The sequence below is a fragment of the Kribbella sp. genome (assembly GCF_035687465.1).
In the GTDB taxonomy this organism is placed as follows: Bacteria; Actinomycetota; Actinomycetes; order Propionibacteriales; family Kribbellaceae; genus Kribbella.
The window spans coordinates 1-5,621 of record NZ_DASRXP010000386.1; the positions used below are offsets into that span (position 1 = coordinate 1).

A 5,621-nucleotide genomic window follows, 5' to 3' on the forward strand; every position below is an offset into this window, starting at 1 on the left:
ATCACCTCCATCGAGGTCTGGCCACTGGCGATGGCTCCTTGGGTACTGCTGCCCCTGGTGACTCCCCGGGCGCGCTCTGGTTGGTGGCGGGTCGGCTGGTCGGCCGTAGCCTTCGCCCTGGTCGGGGGAGTGAACGCCGTAGCGACCGGTGCGACGCTGGTGCTGCCTGCGCTGTGGCTGCTCACGCGGCGGCTCGACAAGTCCACGCTGAAGATCGCAGCGGGCTGGTTGGGCTGCGTGGTGGCGGTCTCCTTCTGGTGGCTTGTGCCGCTGGTGCTGCTGGGCCGCTACAGCCCACCCTTCCTCGACTGGATAGAGAACGCCGGCATCACCACTGGCACAGCCAGCGTCTTCGAGTCGTTCCGCGGCACGTCGCAATGGTTGAACTTCCTGTCCACCGGTGACGGTCCTACCTGGCCCGCAGGCTGGCTCTACGTCACGCAGCCGACCTTGATCCTCGCCACGGTTGCCATCGCTCTGCTCGGCCTGGTGGGCCTGGCGATGGGATCTCTGAAGAACCGCGGCTTCCTGCAACTCTCCCTGGTCGTCGGTCTGCTACTGGTGACGCTGGGACATGTCAGCTCGCCACTGTCGCCACAGGTACAAGACCTGCTCGACGGACCGCTCGCTGCCTTGCGCAACACCCACAAGTTCGAACTGGTCGTGCGCCTGCCGCTTGCACTGGCCGCCGCGCACGCACTGGCCCGCGTGACCAGCTGGGCTACGGTCCGGGGGATTCACCGTCGCATAGTGCCGATCCTCGCCGCCTGCCTCGTTGTCTCGGTCGCTACGCCTGCGATCTTCGCGCAACTGCCCCGGCCCGAGGGCTATGAGGCGATCCCCGCGCATTGGCGTGAGGCGGCCACCTGGCTCGACAGCCAACAGACCAGCGGCAGCGTGCTCGTCGTACCGGCTGCGTCGTTTGCCGACTTCACTTGGGGCTCCACCAAGGACGAGCCGTTCCAGTCCCTGTTGAGGCGCCCGATGGCCGTGCGGGACGCAGTACCGCTGGGCTCTGCCGGTACTACGCGGTGGCTGGACGAGGTGGAACGCCGGCTGGGCTCTGGTGTCGGTGACCTGACCTTGAAGCAGGCACTGCAGAGAGCAGGCGTTCGGTACGTCGTGGTCCGCAACGACCTGCGATTCAATGCGCAGGTGAGTCCGACCATGGCCTTGCACGAGAGCCTGGCCGAGTCCGGCATCCAGCGGGTCGTGTACTTCGGTCCGCCGACCGGTAGTTCCATCGAACAGCCCGGGCTGACCTTGGACGAACGCACGCGATTGCCCTACCCGAGCGTGGAGATCTTCGACGTCGGCGAGGTGAGTCCGGCCCGCCTGGTGCCGCAGTCGCAGTTGGTGGAGGTCCGGGGAGCTCCGGAGGATGTGCCCTCGGTACTGACCGCGCTCGGTGGTGACCGCGAGGCCGTACTCAGCTCGGACGCGCAGGGTCTCGACCTGCCCTTGGTCCAGACCGACGGCCTGCAACGGCGCGAGGTGTCCTTCGGCAGACCGGCCGAGAACTACTCGCCTGTGATGACCGCGAACGACCCGGGCCGCCAAGGACGACGCACCCTCGACTACGCCATCGATCCAGCCGCACCCGGTACTACGAGATCGTGGGCCGGCGGCATCTCCGACGTACGGGCGTCTTCCTCGGCAGCGGACCCGTCCGCCACGATCCGGACGGGGCCGGGCAACGGCCCGTCCGCGGCCGTCGACGGTGATCCTTCGACGCGGTGGATCTCGGGCACCTTCGGCAAGAGCAGCGGCGAGTGGCTCGAACTGAGTTTCGTGGCGCCGCGCAAGGTGGAGGACCTCAAGATCCAGTTCTCGCTCAAGGCTCCGACCGTCGATCCGGTCCGGACGCTGCTGGTGGAGACCGACAGCGGTTCGCTGACGACGGTGGTCGCCGGCTCGGGCCAGCCGCAGAACGTCCCCGCCCCGGCCGGGTTCACCCAGCGGTTGCGGATCAGCGTCGGCGTGACCGACGGCAAGAACCCGAACGGGGTCTCGATCTCCGAGGTGTCCCTGCCGGGCCTGACTCCGGTCAGCAGGCTGACCGTTCCCGGCGGCCTGGAGAAGCAGCCCGACGGGCTGGTGTTCCGGAACGAGCAGCCCGGCCGGTCGGGCTGCCTGCACGTCGGCACCCGGCCGCTGTGCCGCGCGGCCTTCGCGAAGGACTCGGAGGAAGCGACGGGGCTGAACCGCAGCGTCGATCTTCCCGAGGCGGCGTCGTATGCCCTGCAGGGCACCGCGCTGCCGAAGGACGGCGCCGCGCTGGAGCGGCTCCTGGTGGTGCCCGGCGCGATCACCGCCACCGCTTCATCCCGCGCTGTGACCGCGCCGGAGGGACGCCCGGGTGCCGCGGTCGACGCCGACCTGGGCACCGGTTGGGTGGCCGCCCCGGACGACGACAAGCCGACCCTGACCTTGAACTTGCCCCAGGCAAGGAAATTGCAAGGCCTGCAGTTCCTCAGCGACCCGAACCTGGCGGCGTCCCGGCCAAGTGAGTTGTCGGTCCGGTTCGACGGCGGGGAGCCGAGCACGCTGGCTGTCTCCCCCGAAGGCTTCGTCACCTTCCCGGACCGGAACAAGGCGGTGCGCTCGGTCGAGCTGACCTTCACCGCGACCACGGAACTGGTGGACGTCGACTCGCCGACCGGGTTCACCCGGCGGTTGCCGGTCGGGGTTGCGGAGATGCGGATCCTCGGTGCGAACGATCTGCGCAAGGCGCTCGACCTGGATGCGCCGACCGGTGCCTTCTGCGGATTCGGTCCGTCGGTTCGCGTCGACGGAGTACCGGCTGCGACCGAGGTGAAGGCGACCATCAGGGACGTGCTGCAGCGCCGGCCGGTCAGCTACAGCCTTTGCGACACCGAGAGTGTGCCGCTCCAGGCAGGGCGGCACAGCATCGACATCGCGGCAGGGAAGGACTTCGTGCCGGTCGAAGCGGCGTTCACCAAGGTCGGCTTCAGCAATGCAGCGGTCACGCCGGTCAAGGGCGTGGAGGTCTGGCGACCAGACCCGGCCGAGATGACCCTGGAGGTGCCGCCCGCCGAGGAGCAGTCGGTACTGACCGTCGCGCAGAACTTCAGCGAGGGCTGGGAGGCCTACGACAGCGGTGGGCGCAAGCTGACCCCGATCAGGATCGGTGGCTGGCAACAAGGCTGGCTGCTTCCGGCTGGCCCTGAGCAGGTGGTCACCGCGCGCTTCATGCCCGACCGGAGCTACCGCGCAGGCCTGCTGGTTGGCCTGCTGTGTCTGCTGTCCGTGATCACCCTGGCCGTGTTCTCCCGGCGCCGGTCCCGCCATTCCGGCCATCGTCTGCGGGAGGCCCGGCGTCTTGGTCCCTGGGTGGCCACAGTCCTGGCCGTTGCTGCAGGCACCTTTATCGCGGGGTGGGTCGGGTTGGCGGCGACAGCGGTCGCAGCTGCGCTCGCGTGGTACCTGGACGGTCGACGGATTGTGCTGATCGCGGTAGTCGTCGGCGTAGTACTGGTCGGGACGCTGGTGGCTGCGCTTCAGCCCTGGCCTGATGGGGACGCGGGACTGACTTCCGGGTTCGTCCAGGGGTCTGTGTTGCTCGGGTGCGCGCTAGCCCTCTTGTCGCGTCCGACGGGGGAGACGTCGTAGTTGCGGTCGTGCCGGCCGCGCCGCATGATCGGGCGTTCCATCCCGTAGTAGCTCGCGGCGGCCACTCCGGCTGACAGCAACAGGGTCGGCCAGAACAGTACGGCGAAGTGGCCCGTGAAGATGTCGAAACCGGTGGCCCGCTCGACCAGGCTGAGCACGATCAGGTGATAGCAGAACACCCCGTACGAGATGTCGCCGGCGACGTGGCCCACCTTGCCACCCAGTACTGCAGCTATGCGCTGCGTTGGCGTGATCGCCGGGAAGATCACGCAGGCAGCGATCAGCGTGTAGAGCAGGTTCTTCACAAACGCCTGGCCCGGGCTTGGCGCGTTCAAGCTGTACGGCCCGGCGATCGGGCTGGCCGCGACCAGCAGTACTGCGACGCCGATAGCCCAGACAGTGAGAGGGATCTTCGTCAACGTATCGAGCGCCGACGGGCCTAGCCGCCCACTGCTGCGAGCCACCTGCCACAGGGCGAAGCCCATGCCGACGGCGAACCAGCCGAGGTAGCCGGGCAGCCAGAAGCCGGCCTCGGCACGATCGGTGCTGACGATCCCGGCCATCCACACTGGGCCCAGCAGGGTGAAGCAGGCGAGGACAGCAAGCCGCCAGCGCACCGCCCGACGAGTCGGGCGGTCGTAGCCGGTCAGCAGCTTCGCCAGGAACGGCAGCAACAAGTAGAACGCGACCTCGGTCGCGAGGCTCCACATCTGCGTCAGGCCGCCGGCCGCGGGAGCGTCTACATAGATCTGGGTCAGTGTGGCCTGTCGCACGTAGGACAGCCAGCTAACGCCTGGACCAGGCGGCACTAGCAACAGGGCGAGCAGGACTGCGACCCAGAGCGCGGGCAGGATCCGCAGGGCCCGGTTGCGCAGATACGGCAGAGTGAGCGGCGGCTCGGTCTCCTCGAACCAGGCAACGACATGCGGCCGGTAGAGCAGGAACCCGGAGATCGCGAAGAAGATCGCCACCCCGACGTCCAGTCGCGACAGGATGCCGGCGAACGGGCCGCTCAAGGCGTCGCCGCTCTGGAAGCCGACGTGAGTAGTCACGACAGCGATGGCGCCGATCGCCCGCAGACCGTCCAGTGCGGGGAACCGCTCCCGTCTCATCCGCTCACCTTCGGTAGTCCGACATCGATGTTGCCGACACAGAGGTTCGTCGATGCGTCGGTGGTCCGCAACCTGATGGAGACGGCCTCCGTCCGCGGCGACGGACCGAAGTACATGCTGTCGGCTCCGGCGGGCCAGGCGCCGGATGGTTCGGGCATCGCGACCGCGTTGCCATTCGCATCAAGTAGCTCGACCTGGAGGCGCGACTCCACGTTGGAGAGATAGCTGATCTTGACGTACCAGTTGGCGGCACCGACATCCGGCAACGTCGTCTTGAGCGGCATGTTCAGAATCGTGGCTCCGTGCAGGATCGGGCCGTCACCGCAGATGAGGTCCTTCTGTGGCTTGGGCGGCAGGACCGCTCGCGACCACACTGCGAGGTCGGCGGTCCGGAGTCGGCCGTCCTGATCGACGATGTACGGCGCGCTGCCTGGCGCCTGGAGTTGGAACGGGACACCGGCCATCCGTAGCACCGGCGAAAGGCGTTGGTCGGCGGCCAGGCCGCTCGTGACGCCGGGGGGCATCGGCGTGTCCCAGAGATTGACGGACGGTCCGGCCTTGTCCAACTCGGCCGTCACGGTGTCGAAGTACCGGCCGGATGGGTTGTTGTCCCAGATCCTCGCGAAGCCGGCTGCCGACACGACAGCGCCGGTGCTCCAGGCGAGCACGCCGCACAGTGCGACGAGCGGCGCCGCTTGCACCAGGGTCACTCGGGTGCGTACTGATCTGGCGGTGAGGACCGCGGCCAGGGTGAGCGGAATCGAGAGGTCCGACCAGTAGTGGTAGTGCACGGTGAACGTCCCGCCGAAGATCTCGAAGCGCCCGTAGGACACGAGGAACAAGGTCACCAGGGTGTAGACCGCGATCGAGCCCCAC

2 protein-coding genes and 1 pseudogene are annotated in these 5,621 nt (G+C 68.0%); 1 reads left to right on the top strand and 2 read right to left on the bottom strand.

Annotation, left to right across the window (positions count from 1 at the left end; genetic code table 11):
* Nucleotides 1-3,633 (top strand): alpha-(1->3)-arabinofuranosyltransferase domain-containing protein (locus VFG33_RS20370; protein WP_325054500.1); only part of this gene is annotated, 3,633 nt, incomplete at its 5' end.
* On the opposite strand, the gene VFG33_RS20375 is transcribed toward VFG33_RS20370, so the two are convergent.
* On the bottom strand, nt 3,522-4,745 hold the full coding sequence (locus VFG33_RS20375) for an acyltransferase family protein (RefSeq protein WP_325054501.1): 1,224 nt from the start codon (nt 4,743-4,745) through the stop codon (nt 3,522-3,524). The genes VFG33_RS20370 and VFG33_RS20375 overlap by 112 nt on opposite strands.
* A pseudogene (locus tag VFG33_RS20380) lies at nt 4,742-5,621 on the bottom strand (hypothetical protein); the annotation flags it as partial. The gene VFG33_RS20375 and the pseudogene VFG33_RS20380, both read right to left, overlap by 4 nt.